Annotated in this window: 16 protein-coding genes; 7 read left to right on the top strand and 9 right to left on the bottom strand. The window is 48.6% G+C overall.

Going from position 1 to position 14412, the window contains the following annotated elements:
• From FDW87_RS18445 to FDW87_RS18435, 3 genes are all read right to left on the bottom strand, one after another.
• Window positions 1-741, bottom strand: a 741-nt coding sequence (locus FDW87_RS18445; protein WP_252363244.1) for an aldose epimerase, incomplete at its 3' end; no start/stop codon positions are given.
• A gap of 2 nt (window positions 742-743) precedes the next feature.
• Complete coding sequence (locus FDW87_RS18440) at window positions 744-2504, bottom strand: sulfatase (protein ID WP_049269132.1); 1761 nt, start codon at window positions 2502-2504, stop codon at window positions 744-746.
• Window positions 2505-2518: 14 nt separating this feature from the next.
• Window positions 2519-4063: a PTS transporter subunit EIIC gene (locus FDW87_RS18435; protein WP_016156759.1), complete on the bottom strand. Its 1545-nt coding sequence runs from the start codon at window positions 4061-4063 to the stop codon at window positions 2519-2521.
• 157 nt (window positions 4064-4220) lie between these two features.
• Between FDW87_RS18435 and FDW87_RS18430 the strand changes: the two genes are divergently transcribed.
• The 3 genes from FDW87_RS18430 (at window position 4221) to FDW87_RS18420 (ending at window position 7585) form a co-directional block, all read left to right on the top strand.
• Window positions 4221-5450: an anaerobic sulfatase maturase gene (locus tag FDW87_RS18430; RefSeq protein WP_047358273.1), complete on the top strand. Its 1230-nt coding sequence runs from the start codon at window positions 4221-4223 to the stop codon at window positions 5448-5450.
• Window positions 5451-5717: 267 nt separating this feature from the next.
• Complete coding sequence (locus FDW87_RS18425) at window positions 5718-6569, top strand: aldo/keto reductase (protein WP_109017606.1); 852 nt, start codon at window positions 5718-5720, stop codon at window positions 6567-6569.
• 26 nt (window positions 6570-6595) lie between these two features.
• Window positions 6596-7585: an aldo/keto reductase gene (locus FDW87_RS18420; protein ID WP_137380036.1), complete on the top strand. Its 990-nt coding sequence runs from the start codon at window positions 6596-6598 to the stop codon at window positions 7583-7585.
• A 24-nt stretch (window positions 7586-7609) separates the two neighbouring features.
• Here FDW87_RS18420 and FDW87_RS18415 read toward each other — a convergent pair whose 3' ends face one another.
• Window positions 7610-8503: a LysR family transcriptional regulator gene (locus tag FDW87_RS18415; RefSeq protein ID WP_016156764.1), complete on the bottom strand. Its 894-nt coding sequence runs from the start codon at window positions 8501-8503 to the stop codon at window positions 7610-7612.
• A gap of 148 nt (window positions 8504-8651) precedes the next feature.
• Here FDW87_RS18415 and FDW87_RS18410 point away from each other — a divergent pair, with 148 nt between their 5' ends.
• On the top strand, window positions 8652-9443 hold the full coding sequence (locus FDW87_RS18410) for an SDR family oxidoreductase (protein ID WP_047416647.1): 792 nt from the start codon (window positions 8652-8654) through the stop codon (window positions 9441-9443).
• Between the two features lie 142 nt (window positions 9444-9585).
• On the opposite strand, the gene FDW87_RS18405 is transcribed toward FDW87_RS18410, so the two are convergent.
• The 5 genes from FDW87_RS18405 to ycgZ form a co-directional block, all read right to left on the bottom strand.
• Entirely contained in the window at window positions 9586-10137 is a 552-nt protein-coding gene (locus tag FDW87_RS18405; protein WP_016156766.1) for a LuxR C-terminal-related transcriptional regulator, read from the bottom strand.
• Window positions 10137-10382: a hypothetical protein gene (locus FDW87_RS18400; protein WP_016156767.1), complete on the bottom strand. Its 246-nt coding sequence runs from the start codon at window positions 10380-10382 to the stop codon at window positions 10137-10139. The genes FDW87_RS18405 and FDW87_RS18400 overlap by 1 nt, the downstream gene beginning before the upstream one ends.
• A gap of 128 nt (window positions 10383-10510) precedes the next feature.
• On the bottom strand, window positions 10511-10777 hold the full coding sequence (locus FDW87_RS18395; RefSeq protein WP_016153343.1) for a biofilm development regulator YmgB/AriR family protein: 267 nt from the start codon (window positions 10775-10777) through the stop codon (window positions 10511-10513).
• A gap of 34 nt (window positions 10778-10811) precedes the next feature.
• Window positions 10812-11084: a hypothetical protein gene (locus FDW87_RS18390; protein WP_016153344.1), complete on the bottom strand. Its 273-nt coding sequence runs from the start codon at window positions 11082-11084 to the stop codon at window positions 10812-10814.
• A 42-nt stretch (window positions 11085-11126) separates the two neighbouring features.
• Window positions 11127-11363 carry a regulatory protein YcgZ gene (gene ycgZ, locus FDW87_RS18385; RefSeq protein ID WP_016153345.1) on the bottom strand — a complete coding sequence of 79 codons (237 nt, stop codon included), beginning with the start codon at window positions 11361-11363 and terminating at the stop codon, window positions 11127-11129.
• Window positions 11364-11681: 318 nt separating this feature from the next.
• Between ycgZ and FDW87_RS18380 the strand changes: the two genes are divergently transcribed.
• From FDW87_RS18380 to FDW87_RS23030, 3 genes are all read left to right on the top strand, one after another.
• Window positions 11682-12893, top strand: coding sequence for a diguanylate phosphodiesterase (locus tag FDW87_RS18380; protein WP_075848692.1), 1212 nt, complete (start codon window positions 11682-11684; stop codon window positions 12891-12893).
• A 221-nt stretch (window positions 12894-13114) separates the two neighbouring features.
• On the top strand, window positions 13115-13846 hold the full coding sequence (locus FDW87_RS18375) for a MerR family transcriptional regulator (protein ID WP_137380035.1): 732 nt from the start codon (window positions 13115-13117) through the stop codon (window positions 13844-13846).
• 327 nt (window positions 13847-14173) lie between these two features.
• Window positions 14174-14412, top strand: a 239-nt coding sequence (locus tag FDW87_RS23030; protein WP_252363255.1) for a spore coat protein U domain-containing protein, incomplete at its 3' end; no start/stop codon positions are given.

The following is a 14412-nucleotide window of genomic DNA, read 5'->3' as shown; positions in this document are numbered from 1 at the left end:
TGGCTCGATACAGAGCAAGTCAGCACCGGGAACGCCCCAGAGCGCAAGCCAGTCATATTCAGCCGTTTCAAGCGTCATGACGATTGTGCCGTCGGGTGAACAAACCCTGATCTGTTGCTGCTGGCAGTCACCGAAGTAAATGGCACCCTCGCGAAAGGCTGCCTCTGTCAGTGCAAAGGACTGCGTTGTTCGAGTCAGGTCTTCCGTGACAAGTGTTCTGTTACGCGTAGGAAAAGGCCCTCTGACCGCCAGCTCACCAAACTTCACCTGCCATCCCGTTTGGCTGGACACAGGCAGCGCAAACCCGGGGTGCCAGCCAATGGAATACAAGAATGGCTGACGGTCATCATTAAAAACTCGCTGTGTCACACTGACCCCAAACTCATGCAACATGAGCCGTAACTGAATCCGCCAGCACCATGGCCATACGCCAAGGGTTTCAGAGGTGGAGCAGGCTTCCAGCAACAGATGGTTCACACCTTGTTCAAGGCAGGTAAACGTCTGATGTCGTAAAAAACCGTGTGCCGATAACGGCAGATGTCGATTGTTTACACGCAGTCCTTCATGGATGAGCGCCCCGACCACAGGAAACAGCTGCGTTGCCGAGTTATTCCAGACGCCTGGCTGCGGTTGCCACAACCATTCACGCCCCGTGGATTTATCGCGCAGAGAAGATAGCTCACCGCCCGCCGCGTTCACCACGACCAGAAAGCGGTTATTTTCAAGCTGCCAGACGTTCATGATTACTCTGTCCTCAGCAGCAATCGGCTCTGATAAACCAGCGCCTTATGCCGGTCTCCGGTGAAACAAGCATCAATCAGCGTGAAGATATCCCTTTCAGCCAGTGAATGTCCGGCCGGGAAATGCTTCAGCAACGCATCCTGCGTTATGCCCTGCTCTTTGGCTGCACTGAGGACAAAACGTAATGCCTCTTCCACGCCATGATGCGCACAGCGATAGGCTTTCCCGGTCCATGGACGCTGTCTGGCCCAGTGCTCAGCGAAGGCCATCTCGCGTTCCAGCGTTAGCATGTCCAGTTCAAAACGGACGTAGAGTTCTGGTGGTGCATCATGCCGTTCCATCAGCCCAGTTATTGCCTGTGCGTAGTGAAACGCACGTTCACTGTCGTGAAGAGGACGCATCTGCTGCGGATCGGCGTTGAGGTCGAAGAGTTTATCCCCGAACCGCCACGGATTCAGATAACCAAAGGTTGCAGGAATTTGCATGACCTGCGCGCCCTGGGTGAAATCAAAGCCGGGATGGATAGTGATATTCTGCAGCTCATTCACCTTGAACATGCTGTCGATTCGGGCCGGCATCAGGGTATATTCATACAGCCCCCCCTTCCCTTCCTCCCGTGGGCAGCGCATATAGACGTACTCGCCGTCGGTGATATTGATGTGGCCGCCAAAGTAGCCAAACATCGCATAATCACGTACTGGGGTATCATTTTCCACAGCCGGACGCAGCGGCTTACCGGTCATGGATGGCGGACGTGGAACGTCGAAATACTCCAGCAGAGTTGCCGGAATATCGATAGTCTGTGCCAGCGCGCTGCGGCGTACGCCTTCTGCTTTACAACGTGGATCGCGGATAAAGAATGGTGTGTTTGCGATTTCGTTGTACACCGGCATGATGTTCTTGCCCCACCATTGATGCTCTCCCAACAGGAATCCGTGGTCGGTACAGACGATGAACAACGTGTCTTCCCACAGCTCCAGTGCTTTCAGCTTGTCCATCACCTGGCCAAGGTAGTCGTCACACATGGTGATGAGTGCCTGGTAGAATTTTCGGACTTTATCATCATCCCTGCCGCCTGGTGCGCCGCAGTAGTAAGGCACCCACCCGTCAAATTCATCAGGGGTGCAGCCATACTGCGCAAGGTATTTTTCCGGTACGAAGAACGGTTCATGGGGATCGAAACATTCGATCTGCAGGAACCAGTTATCCTGATCTTTATTGGTTTCCAGGAAATCTATACCGGCACTGATGGTACGGTGAGTAAAGTGATCGTCCTGGATGGGCATCGCCGCACGGTTAATCAGGTCCTGGATCATACGCCCGCTGCGACGGCGCAGGGTTTCTTCGTCTTCCATTCCCTGCCAGTTGATGGCTGGTTTTTCAACCTGCCCTTTCCAGCAATCCCCTTCCTGGCCGCGGATAAACTCAAAGGTGGAATAACGGGTATGGTAGGTCGCTCCGCCATCACGCCAGTAGTGTTTATGGTCGGTCACCATATGGGTATGAATGCCAGCCTGCTTCAGCACCTGGAACGTTGAGAAATCGAACGGCTCCAATGGCCCCCAACTGCGGTGCAGAAAATTATAACGCCCAGTATGCAGTTCGCGTCGGGCTGGCATGCAGGGCATGCTGCCGACATAGAAGTTATCAAACTGCGCAGACTCACGGGCTAGCCGGGTAAAATTGGGAGTGATGGCATCGCCCCCATAAGGGGCGAGGTGGTTACGCGTCAGCGTATCAAACATCAGCATTACAGCTTTCATAAAACGTCTCTTCTTTATGAACCGATAAATTCTTCGACTTCGTTTTTAATCAGCGTCACGTGTGGGCCGTAGACTACCTGCACCCCCTCTCCACGGATAAACGCCCCACGGCTGCCGAGTAGTTTAAAGGCGTCCACAACAACGCTTTGTGGGTTTTTGACTGTGATACGAAGACGAGTGGCGCAGCAATCCACATCAACAATATTGTCCCGGCCCCCCAGTGCCTGCACGATCCCTGCAGCCCGTTCACTGCCACTGACAGATGCCGCTACCGGCTGTTCATCTTCTGCGTCATCTTCACGGCCCGGCGTGTTCAGTTGACGCCATTTGATAAGGAAGCGGAAGGAGAAGTAATACAGGCAGAACATGACCACACCGAGAGGGAGCATCAGCAACCAGTTGGTTTTGGCATTACCCTGAAGAACACCAAACAGCAGAAAGTCGATAAGCCCGCCGGAGAATGTCTGTCCAACCGTGATTTGCAGGATGTGTGTAAACATAAATGCCACGCCTGTTAGCACAATGTGCATGCCATACAGCAACGGCGCGCAGAACATGAACGCAAATTCCAGCGGCTCAGTAATGCCGGTGACAAACGCAGTTAGCGCAGCGGAAAGCATCAGGCTGGCAACTTTTTTCTTGTTCTCAGGACGGGCAGAATGGTAGATAGCCAGCGCTGCACCCGGCAGGCCGAACATAAAGTCTGCGAAACGCCCGGCCATGAAACGGGATACCCCGATGTAGTACTGCGTCACAGAGGGATCGGCCAACTGGGCAAAGAAGATTTTTTGCGTTCCTTGTACCAGGTGTCCGTTCACCATTTGCTCCCCTCCCACACTGGTCAGCCAGAATGGCAGGTAGAACAGATGATGAAGGCCCAAGGGAATGAGGCATTTGAGGATCATGCCGTAGAACAGGGTCCCAACATAACCGGTTTTTTCAACCAGCCCCCCCAGATGGGTAATGCCCGTCTGGATATGAGGCCAGACCCAGAACAGCGCCACCCCGAGGAAGATGGCAAAAAAGGAACTGACAATAGGCACGAAACGGGAGCCGCTGAAAAAGGCCAGCAGACTGGGTAGCTCGGTTTTGCCAAACCGCTTTTGAACCCAGAAGGCCAGCAGACCACTCATGATCCCGCCCATCACGCCGGTTTGTAGCGTAGTGATCCCCATTACACTCGCCTGCCCGGCTGCGGCCAGATTCTCTGAGGCCAGCGTTCCAGATAGCAATAGTGACGCGTTGATCGCCTTGTTCATGACGATAAAGCAAAGTACTGCAGCAAGACCGGCCGTTCCCTTGTCGCTTCGTGCCATACCTACAGCGATGCCCACGGCAAACAGCAGAGAGAGATTATCGAAGACCACGCTACCACACAGTTTCATGACGGTAAAAATCGCCTGAATCACTTCACTGTTGAGGGCTGGATAGGTGGAGATGGTAACCGGATTGGTGAACACGCCACCGAATCCCAGAAGCAGACCTGCGGCTGGCAGGACGGCAATCGGCAGCATAAACGATTTACCCAGATTTTGTGCTCCGGCAAACAGTTTGCTCATAAAGACCCCTAATGTTGGTGTTATGAAGTTTATATTTCATGTTATATTGATATCAATGAAAACTATGTTTCAGTCTTTTTTGGCCAAAGTCAAAACACAGTGATAAAAGAGTGAGCAATATCACTAAATTTCGTGTGTGATTTATTCAGGAGCGACCATGAGCAAACCATTCCATTTGATGGCCAAGCCCGTCAGCTATCAGTGCAATATCGCCTGCGATTACTGCTTCTATCTGGAAAAAGAACAGAGCACGCTGAAACCCCGTAAACCCGCCCGGCATATGGATGATGTCACGCTTGAAGCATATGTGCGGCAGTACATTGAGGCGAACCCTGGCCCAGAGGTGGAATTTACCTGGCAGGGAGGCGAACCAACGCTTGCCGGTATTGCTTTCTATGAAAAGGCGATGCAGTTGCAGAGCAAATATGCCGGGAAGAAGCGTATCAGTAACAGCATCCAGACCAATGGCGTGCTGATTGACGAGGCATGGGCTGCATTCCTGGCGAAAAATCAGTTTCTGGTCGGCCTGTCGATTGACGGTCCAGCCTGGTTGCACGACCGCTACAGGAAGACCCGGAGTAAGCAGTCTGTTTTTGACAACGTACTGCGGGCGATGGATTTGCTGAAGAAACACCATGTTGATGTGAATGTTCTGACTGTCGTCAATAATGTCACCGCTGAACATCCGCAAGAGATTTACGCGTATCTGACCCAGGAACTGAAGGCTGAGTTTGTTCAGTTTATCCCGGCGGTCGAGCAGCGCCCGGCTAACGAAAAGTATGGTGAATTACTCTACCCACAGACACTCGCCGGTTCCGTCACGGAGTGGTCAGTATCCGGGGAACAATGGGGGAACTTCATGAAGGGGGTATTTGACCTGTGGATACGCAGGGACGTTGGCCGCGTGTATGTACAGATGTTTGATAGCGCGCTGGCGGCCTGGCTTGGTGAAAAGCCATCACTGTGCGTAATGCAGTCTTCCTGCGGTTTTGGTCTGATCGTGGAGCAAAACGGTGACGTCTACAGCTGCGACCATTACGTTTACCCTGAGCACCGGTTGGGAAATCTGCGCCGGGATAGCCTGGCGAAGATGGTCGCCAGCAAACAGCAACGCAAGTTTGGGTTTGCTAAAACAGAGGTGAGTTCAGAGTGCATGCGCTGTGAGTGGCGATTTGCCTGTCATGGCGGTTGCCCGAAGCACCGGATACATAAAATGGGCGAGCGCTGGCATAATCACCTGTGTGCGGGCTACAAGGCAATTTTCAGTCATGTTTCCCCTTACATGCATTATATGGCCAGACAAATCAGTATGCAGCGACCACCAGCAGAGGTGATGCAGGTGGCCGCGATTATTGCTAATCAGGAAAGCCATTCCCGGGGCTCATAGATAACGCATCAGCTATAAATCGCTGATGGATTCCAGTAATGGATATACTTTCGGCCACGCAAGAAAATAAGGCAGTGTGCTAAGTTCGTCAGACAAACCTTTGTTGAAAGTCTCAGGGTGTGAATGACGATATCTGGCGCAACGCCGCCCATCAGCCCTCCTCAAAATTAATGAACACATCTAATAAACCCTAGCTAATTACCCCATCTAATCGAATAAATAACTTTGCGTTATGCTTTTCCTCGACAACAGCCAAAGGATAACGTCATGCAAACTGTAAAACTGAACAACGGTATTGAAATGCCCCTGCTGGGCTTTGGTGTGTTTCAAATGTCTGATGCCGCTGAATGCGAAAGAGCCGTGATTGATGCCATCGACACGGGATACCGCCTGATCGATACCGCCGCGTCTTACCAGAATGAAACCCAGGTTGGGAACGCTCTGAAACAAAGCGGTATCGCCCGTAACGAACTCTTTGTAACGACCAAGCTGTGGCTGCAGGATACTCATTACGAAGGCGCTAAAGCCCAGTTCGAACGCTCCCTGAATCGTCTGCAACTTGATTATGTTGACCTGTATCTGATTCACCAGCCTTACGGTGATGTCCATGGGGCATGGCGTGCCATGGAAGAATTACAACAGGCAGGAAAAATTCGCGCCATTGGCGTCAGCAACTTCCATCCTGACAGACTGGCCGACCTTATCGCCTTCAACAACGTTGCCCCTGCGGTAAACCAGATTGAAGTTAACCCCTTCAACCAGCAGCTGCATGCCGTTCCTTGGAATCAAAGCCGTGGCATTCAGCCGGAAGCCTGGGCTCCGTTTGCTGAAGGGAAAAATGGTCTGTTCCAGCATCCCGTGTTAACGGCAATTGGTCAGAAGTACGGCAAAAGCGTGGGCCAGATTGTTCTGCGTTGGATCTTCCAGCGAGGCATCATTTCACTGGCGAAATCGGTGCGCAAAGAACGCATGGCAGAGAACATTAACATTCTCGATTTTGAACTCAGTTCTGAAGATATGCTGCAGATTGCTGCCCTCGACACTGCAACCAGCGCCTTCTTCTCTCACCGCGATCCGGCGATGGTGGAATGGCTGACCGGCCGCAAACTTGATGTTTAAGTCGCGATAAAAGAGGTATTCATTCAATGCAAAAACGTTATCTGGGTAAATCCCGACTCGAAGTATCCGCGCTTGGGCTCGGCTGCATGGGCTTAAGCCATGGCTACGGTCCGGCGACCGATACCCGTCAGGCTATCGAGCTTATTCGCGCTGCGGTTGAACGTGGCGTCACCTTCTTCGATACCGCTGAAGTGTATGGCCCCTTTCTTAATGAAGAGGTTGTAGGCGAAGCCTTAAAACCGTTTCGTGACCGCGTGGTTATTGCCACCAAGTTTGGTTTTACTTTTGGCGACGACAACAAGCAGCAGATTTTAAACAGCCGTCCGGAGCATATCCGTGAAGCTGTGGAAGGATCATTACGCCGCCTTAAGACTGATGTCATTGATCTGCTGTATCAACACCGTGTCGACCCGGATGTCCCCATTGAAGATGTCGCGGGAACTGTGAAAGACCTGATAGCGGAAGGCAAAGTCAAACATTTCGGTCTGTCCGAAGCGGGCGCACAAACCATTCGTCGTGCACATGCCGTACAACCGGTCACTGCGCTGCAAAGCGAATACTCTCTGTGGTGGCGCGAACCTGAGCAGGAAATCCTGCCGTTACTGGAGGAACTGGGTATTGGTTTCGTTCCCTTCAGCCCATTAGGCAAAGGCTTCCTGACGGGATCGATTAAGCCAGGAACCACTTTTGGCAAGGATGATTACAGAAGCCAAGTGCCGCGTTTCGCCGAACAGGCGATTGAAGCCAATGAAAAGCTGGTCACCTTGCTGGGTGAACTGGCGGCCGAGAAAGGTGTGACGTCTGCGCAAATCGCGCTGGCATGGCTGCTGGCACAAAAGCCGTGGATTGTTCCTATCCCTGGTACCACCAAACTACACCGGCTGGAGGAAAACCTGGGGGCTGCCGACATCATTCTTTCACAGAAGGATACGCAGCAGATAACCCAGGCGCTGGAAACGATTAACATCGTCGGTGAACGTTACTCTCCTGAGCACCTGGCCCGCGTAGGCCGTTAATACCCGAACGGGTCTACGGACCCGTTATTGGGCGTAGCGAAGTGCATCGATCATCAGCGCAAATGCGGGCGGGTGCTGCTTACGGCTCGGGTAGTAAAGATAATATCCAGGGAAAGACGGACACCAGTCCTGCAGAACCTGAATAAGCTCTCCTGACTTTATATAATCCTGCACCCTGTCTTCAGGCATACAGGCAATGCCAAAACCGGATAAAGCAGCATCAATCCTTTCTGCCTGCTGATTAAACGTTACCTGCCCTTCCACTCTGACCCGTAACGGTTTCCCTTCCTTCTCAAACTCCCAGTGATAAAGCCCACCGGCAGTCGGCAGGCGCATATTGATGCACCGATGATTTTGTAGCTCGTGCGGCGTTTCAGGTGCAGGGTTTGCCGCGAAGTAAGACGGTGCTCCCACCACGGCCATGCGCATGTCCGGGCCAATTCTTACAGCAACCATATCCTTATCCACGCTTTCGCCCAGGCGGATCCCGGCATCAAAACGGCCCTCAACAATATCGACAAAGCCGTTATCAACCACCAGTTCGAGATTAATTTCCGGATATTCCCTGAGGAAAGGTTTTAACTTTGGCCATACCAAACTTCGCGCGGCATGCTCCCCGGCAGATAAGCGGATATTGCCGGAGGCAGTGCCGTTCAGTTGAACCAGCGATTCCAGCTCCTGTTCAAGATCGGCAATACGCGGTTCAAGGCAGGCAATAATTCTCTCACCGGCTTCCGTAGGGGCAACGCTTCGGGTCGTACGGGTCAGAAGGCGGATATTGAGCCTTTCCTCCAGCGCCTTCATCGCATGGCTGAGTGCAGACTGAGATACACCCAGTTTGCCCGCTGCTTTGGTAAAACTTCGCTCCCTTGCCACCACCAGAAAGATTTGCAGTTCGTTGAAGTTTTCTTTGAGCATCGGCGATTTCCTTATGGTGGCATTCCCTTCATCGCGCACTCATGAAGGGTGTTCATAGACACAATCATTTTAGCCCTATTACTGACAATAATGATAATTGATATTCTGGCTGTAGAGAAAATAAGTCTGAGTTATCAGAAGGTTTATCATGAAAATACTCATTGCAGGCGCGACCGGAAGTATTGGTCTTCATGTCGTGAATACCGCTATCGAAATGGGCCATCAGCCCGTGGCGCTGGTCAGAAATAAACGGAAAGTAAAATTACTTCCGCGTGGAACGGATGTTTTTTACGGCGATGTTTCAATGCCTGAAACACTTACCGATTTGCCGAAAGATATTGATGCCATCATCTTCACTCTCGGTTCCGATGGCCAGGGGCGTATTGGCGCCAGAGCGATAGATTACGGCGGTGTGCGTAACATTTTACGACTCTTCAGGGATACACCTGTACGCATCGGTTTAATGACCACGATTGGCGTGACTGAACGACTCAGTACCTGGAATCAACGCACTGAGGTTCATGACTGGAAAAGACGTGCCGAACGTCTGGTCAGAGCGAGTGGTCACCCGTATACCATCGTCAGACCCGGCTGGTTTGATTACAACAATGATGATGAACACAGAATCGTTTTGCTCCAGGGGGATCGTCGCCATGCAGGAACACCAGAAGATGGTGTGATATCAAGGCAGCAAATCGCCCAGGTTCTGGTCAGTGCCCTGACTAACGAGGCGGCAAAAAATAAAACGTTTGAGCTGGTGGCCGAACGAGGCGAAGCACCGCGGGATCTTACTCCACTGTTTGCAGACCTGCAGGCTGATGATCCACAAAAAAATGATGGCGTTTTAGATATAGACAATATGCCTCTGTGTGAAGAACCTGAGTGCATTATTAACGAGCTGAACCGCACGGGGTTGCTGAAATCTATAAATAAATCATAAGCATCTCGACAAGGCTGTATCATCGCCCTCTTATAATGCGCGTTAATTTATGTTCACAACAGAAGACATCATCGATGAGATAACCCGAGCGATTGATTTAAACTTACACAAATCGCTGAAGGTAAGTTCAGCGTATCGATGATCAGGCATGCTTCAGCCAGTTCCGGAATATTTGCGCTTGCAGTATTCCCTGAAAATCAATCAGCCCTGAGCAACCAAGTTTCTTGATCAGATTCTGCCTGGCCTGGTAAATGGTTTTTAAGTGTAGATTTAACATGGCAGATATCTCAAAAACAGTTCGCCCCTCCCCTAGCTGCGTTAAAATATATTTATCTCGCGCAGTCAAGGAGATATTGAGTTCCGATTGATGCTCGTGCTTTCCACCAGCACGAGTAATATCAATAATAAATTGCTTGATTGAGGCAACATCGCTATCTACTGGCAGTCTGTAAAGTGAGATGTCATTGAGATACTGATACAGATGGCCATCAATCAGCAGCACCAGACGATATGTATTCAGATCGTAATTTTGCTTTTTTACCGCATCAAAGTGATTAGCGGTGAAGAAAACAAGTCGCGCCTTGTCATCTTCAAAAACGATATCTGCAAGGATATTCTTTAACCCTTGCCTGATATAGATATCATCAATCCATAAAACTGCGTTTCCAGCATGTTCCTGCACGATGTTCATCATTATGACCTCAACGAAAAATCACCATTGACCTCACCGGGCTGCGAAGTTTTATCGAGTTGAAGATGTGCCAGTATCTGTGAATAGAGATCGGTCAGTATCACATTCTTCTCATTCTTCAACTGCGTGCTGAATGCCTGAATAAGAACATCATTACTGATACAACCCTGTTTTAACATGACATTACGCTCTATATCCTTATACAAAGCGCAGCGGAAAATAAAATCTTCCGGAATTGAATTAGCCATATCAACTCCATAATATGCAGTCATAAAAATAAGAGGATGCTATGTATAGTCTTAATCCAAACAGCGAAGCGACAGAACTTACATCATACAATAATTGTGCTGTGTATTTATATTAATGTGCTATCTCATTAGACGTCATCAGCCGTATAACGTAACACTATTTCCAGGGTTTTTCTGATAATGTCTGCCTTGACAACGTCAGTTGTTGACTCCAGAGAACTAATCAGGCTTAAAATGATGTTTTTATTATTAACATTATCACCTGCCAGAATTACATTTGTTACCGCCTGCCCCAATACCACTGACTCATCTGCTAATAGTTCACCTGCATTATGGAAGTAACTTGATAAAGCTTTATCCGTCATTACACTGTGGACATTAATTTCATGAAGCATGGTAACCTCGCTTGTATAGTCTGGAGAATTATCTTTAATGTAATTTAGGGTTTTTGCTGGCACTGAAAGCACTCTCATCTCTCGTTTTTTCCGGTTTTCTGCTTATCTTCCCCGGATTAACATTTGTGAAATCATTGATAACGCTGTCAATTAATTGTTTACGTGTACCATCCATTTCACTGGCATGCATAAGCCGCAATTGCTTAATCAGTGCAGCTAACGAAACGTCTTTATGCATTCGCAAAATTTCTAGCACAGCCAAACCTGTAATTTCATGTTTCAAGCGTTCACTGTCAGGTTTCTTCATAACTCCTTCACTACTTACCCATAATCATAGTAGGGCTTTATTTTATTCGAAAAGCAGGCCGATTAACGCATTGTAATGTTTCTGTTCATTCTCACCTGATGCATTTTCAAGACGGTGCAGAAGTTTGGTACACAGTGATTTGCGACTGAGATTGCGCCCATCTTTTAGTATCTCAGTCACGATTTCGCCCAACGTTTCCTGTTGGGTTGGCAGATGCGCTTTAGCAAAGTAACGAGAAATCGCGCTTGCAGAATCAGTGCGAACGGTATGCTGCTGCATGGAGTGCTCCTGTAACAAAATGCTGGTGAATATTAAGTTTTATAACAGTAGCAAAGCTGTACCGAAAATGTGTACAACATAGCACGCTAATTTTTAGCAAAAAATGCTAAACCAATTAAATCATGTGGTTACGATGGTTAAGATCTCCATGAAATTCAATTTCTTTGTACAAATCACTTTGTGTTATCAATGAAATTGATCTGTATTAGCCCGATTACTTGTAAAGACAAAGTTAGAATTATGTATTAAAATCAGGGCGTAACCTGGTTTGTCTGATACTGACCAGACCTCTTCTCTTTCCTTGATCCCGGACTGTCCATGCTCACGACCATTATTTACCGTAGCCATCTACGTGAAGACGCCCCTCTCAAAGCGCTTGAGGATATGGTGACAGCCGCAAATATCAAAAACAGGCGATCAGATGTTACGGGGATCTTACTCTTTAACGGCCATCACTTTTTCCAACTGCTTGAAGGCCCAGAGGAACAGGTAAAAGAGATCTATCGTTGTATTTGTAACGACCCCCGGCACCACAATATCGTTGAACTGATGTGTGATTACGCGCCTGCGAGAAGATTCGGAAATGTAGGGATGGAGTTATTTGATTTACAAAAACATGAACGGAATGACGTCCTGCAAGCTGTACTCAATAAGGGTACGTCCAAATTTCAGCTCACATATGATGACAGAGCATTACAGTTTTTCCGCACATTTGTCCTCGCCACGGAAAAATCGAGCTATTTTGAAATACCTGCGCCTAATTACTGGAGTTTTATAACCGACAATACCTGTACCATCCTGGATGAAAGCACACTCCCGTCAGATACAGATTTCAGCTTTGCTTTTCAACCAATTATCGATCCTATGTCACAGCGCGTCATTGCGCTGGAAGCCCTTATTCGCGGTAAAGACGGTGAAACGCCCGCAACGTATTTTGACAAATTCAAACCTGAAGATGTGTATACCGCTGATCTGCAGAGCAAAAAGACTGCATTTGCAATGGCAAGCGCACTGGGTCTTAATCACAAAATGCTGTCGGTTAATCTGTTACCCATGACCCTGGTAAACAGACCCGATGCAGTCAGCTTTCTTATAAACGAAATCGCGGCGCATGGACTGGTGCCTGAACAAATCATTGTTGAGTTTACCGAAAGTGAAGTTATTTCGCGTTTTGATACGTTCGCGCAGGCCGTGAAGTCACTCAAGGCAGCGGGTATATGTGTGGCGATAGATCATTTCGGGGCAGGTTTTGCCGGGCTTCAGCTTTTGTCTCGCTTTCAACCGGACCGAATTAAGATAAGCCGCGAACTCATCACTGATGTGCATAAAAGTGGACCACGGCAGGCCATCATTCAGGCCATAATCAAATGCTGCGCTTCTCTGGAGATTATGATTTCTGCGGTCGGCGTCGAAAAACCTGAAGAGTGGATGTGGCTTGAATCCGCGGGTATTGAGATCTTCCAGGGTAACCTGTTTGCAAGAGCCTGCCTGAATGGTACTCCGTCTGTCGCGTGGCCAGAGAAAAAATGATTTCTCAGCGTTATAATAATTAACGTATTGTTATTACACAATAATCCCGCCACCTCTTTTATGCTGAACATAAAAATTCAGCATTTACTCCCTACGTGATAGTAAAGTAAATCTTAATTTTGCTAGAATCCTATGTATGTTTTGTACAATTTGATGCATGTTGTACAAAGTAGCAGGAACCGCATATCGGTGACGGAGAATCAGGAGTGTCTGGGGGAATTATGGCTTATTACAGCATTGGGGATGTCGCAGAACGTTGCGGGATAAATCCTGTCACCCTTCGGGCATGGCAACGACGTTACGGTTTACTCAAACCTCAACGCAGCGAAGGTGGCCACCGACTCTTTGATGAAGAGGATATTCAACGTATTGAAGAAATAAAACGTTGGATTAGCAGTGGCACACCCGTTGGCAAAGTTAAAGCATTGCTGGAAACCAGTACCCGTGAAACTGACGACGACTGGAATCAATTGCAAGAAGAGATGATGGGCATTCTTCGTATGGCGTATCCCCCGAAGCTGCGAGCCAAAATTATCGCACTCGGTCGCGCCTACCCCGTAGATGCGTTGATTGATCGCGTTTATCTTCCTGTGCGTCAGCGGTTGATACTTGACCATAATACATCCCGCATCATGAACAGTATGCTTGATGGCGCATTGATTGAATATGTAGCCACCCTGCTGTCTGAAATGCGGCGCAAATCAGGGAAAGATGCCATCCTGATGGCCTGGGATGTTGAAGACCGAACCCGTTTATGGCTCGAAGCCTGGCGTTTATCGCAATCGGGCTGGCATATTGCCGTGCTTGCTGAACCCATTGAATCGCCAAGACCTGAACTTTTCCCCGGGCAAACGCTTTTTGTCTGGACTGGTATTACGCCAACCCGCAGACAAAATGAACTTCTACAACACTGGAACGAACAAGGTTATAAAGTCATTTTTCACAGCCCATAACCAACATGTATCGCAGTAATGAGCTGAGTAAGATAAATCTTACTAATTCTCATTTTTTGGGTGGTTATTTTGAATGCCATCCAATGAATCTGTGTTCCCTACCCGCCTGACTTAATGCCCGCAGTAGCATAAAAACAAAACAATATACTCACCCGTGGGTATTATTTTTTTGCATACGACATCACCTTTTTCCTAAGTAAAATTCATTAGATCAACTGGCGCACGCCTAATACTTATTCTAGGGTTAAACCATGTCTTCTTGTACCACATTATTGTTTATTGTTTTTCTAAAGTAATAAATGTGGTTATTTGAAAAAGGTAAAGGATATGGCTCTAGTCTTAGACAAACGCTTAATTCTTTGTTGCTGCGCCTTTTCCATTATTCCCGTGGCAAATGCAGCAACCGTTAACGGAACATTTCAGGTACTGATGACGATTCAAAAGGCCTGTACCGTGACTGCCGGTTCGGCTTCAAATATCACGCTTGGGCCGGTGAATACCACGGCAACAAATACCAATGCAAGCAACACGATTTCGATTAATTGCTCAAAAACCACGCCCTATTT

The sequence above is a fragment of the Citrobacter sp. wls826 genome (genome assembly GCF_005281245.1).
Classification (GTDB): Bacteria; Pseudomonadota; Gammaproteobacteria; order Enterobacterales; family Enterobacteriaceae; genus Citrobacter; species Citrobacter braakii.
This window is presented reverse-complemented; position numbering and strand designations above follow the sequence as displayed.